1 protein-coding gene is annotated in these 1,364 nt (G+C 64.7%); it reads left to right on the top strand.

Annotation, left to right across the window (positions count from 1 at the left end):
* The first annotated feature begins 125 nt into the window (after window positions 1-125).
* Window positions 126-1,310 carry an IS256 family transposase gene (locus CLV65_RS08625; RefSeq protein WP_100346302.1) on the top strand — a complete coding sequence of 395 codons (1,185 nt, stop codon included), beginning with the start codon at window positions 126-128 and terminating at the stop codon, window positions 1,308-1,310.
* Window positions 1,311-1,364 lie beyond the last annotated feature (54 nt).

The raw sequence follows: 1,364 nt of genomic DNA, 5'->3' as shown, positions 1-1,364 counted from the left end.
GATAACGTCCGAATTCTTGCGCATTTTCGGATTCCGGCCTTGATGGAAAAGGACATGGGCCGCGCCGGGTACGATTTTCAGTCGCTAGACAATGAAAAACCGCGATTGGAAAGAGGCACGGAGCCATGTCCAAGGAAATCATACAGTTCGACCAGGCCATGTTCGAGAGCAAGCTCGACGCCATGGTGCGCGAGAAGGTCGAGCGGATAGTCAACGCGATGCTCGACGCCGAGGCGGACGAGATCGCCAACGCCGCGAGATACGAGCGTTCCGGCGGACGGAAGGCGTACCGGGCCGGCCACTACGAGCGGAGCCTGACCGCCAAGGCCGGCAGGCTCGGGCTCAAGGTGCCGAAACTGAAGGGCGCCCTGTTCGAGTCCGCGGTGATCGAACGCTACCGCAGACGCGAGGAAAGCGTGGAGGAGGCGCTGATCGACATGTACCTGGCCGGCGTGTCCACCAGGCAGGTCGACGACATCAGCCAGTTGCTGTGGGGCGACCGCATGCCGTCCCAGACGTTGAGCGACAAGCTCAAGCGCGTGTACGCCGAGATCGACGAATGGCGCACGAGGCCGTTGGATGACGAGTACCCATACGTGTTCGTGGACGGCGTGTGGCACAAGCGCTCCTGGGGCGGAAGCGTGGAGAACGTCAGCATCCTGGTCGCCATCGGCGTCAGCAAGGACGGGCACCGCGAGGTCATCGGCGTCGCCGAGGGCATGAGGGAGGATTCCGCCAGCTGGGAGCAGTTCTTCCGCGGCATGATCGAACGCGGCCTGAAGGGCGTCCGGCTCGTGGTCGGCGACCGGTGCGCGGGACTGGTCTCCACGGTGGGCTCGATGCTGCCGAAGGCGAGGTACCAGCGGTGCATGGCGCACTTCCTGCGCAACGTGCTCTCCAAGGTGCCGCCCAGCCACCGCGAATGGGCGTCGGCGGCCCTGAAGGCCGTGTTCGCCATGGAGTCCCGGGAATCCGCGTTGGACAAGGCCGAGACCGTCGCCGCGGAGATGGAGGCCAGGAGGCTGAAGGCCGCCGCCAACTGCCTGCGGGAGGGGATCGGCGAGACCACGACCTACCTGCTGCCGGAGTTCCCGGACGGGCACCGCAGGCGCATCCGCACGAACAACATGATCGAACGGCTCAACCGCGAGATCAGGCGGCGCACGCGCGTCGTGGGAAGCTTCCCGGACGGGAACAGCGCGCTCATGCTCGTCTGCGCGCGCATCAGGTACGTCACCGCGAACGAATGGTCCAACCGGCGTTACCTCGACATGTCCCGGCTCGATGACAATCTGCAGGAAGCGAACTGATCATCGCGCCATGGACGGGCATGATCCAAAGTGCGCAACCTTTCGGGCACTACC

It is taken from the genome of Pseudoscardovia suis, assembly GCF_002797875.1.
GTDB classification, from domain to species: domain Bacteria; phylum Actinomycetota; class Actinomycetes; order Actinomycetales; family Bifidobacteriaceae; genus Pseudoscardovia; species Pseudoscardovia suis.
The sequence above is the reverse complement of the archived record's forward strand: the minus strand, read 5'-3'. Positions and strand labels throughout refer to the sequence as shown.

Excerpts from the sequence above, each read along its gene's own strand:
- CLV65_RS08625 (WP_100346302.1), top strand. The coding sequence starts at position 126 with ATGTCCAAGGAAATCATACAGTTCGACCAGGCCATGTTCGAGAGCAAG.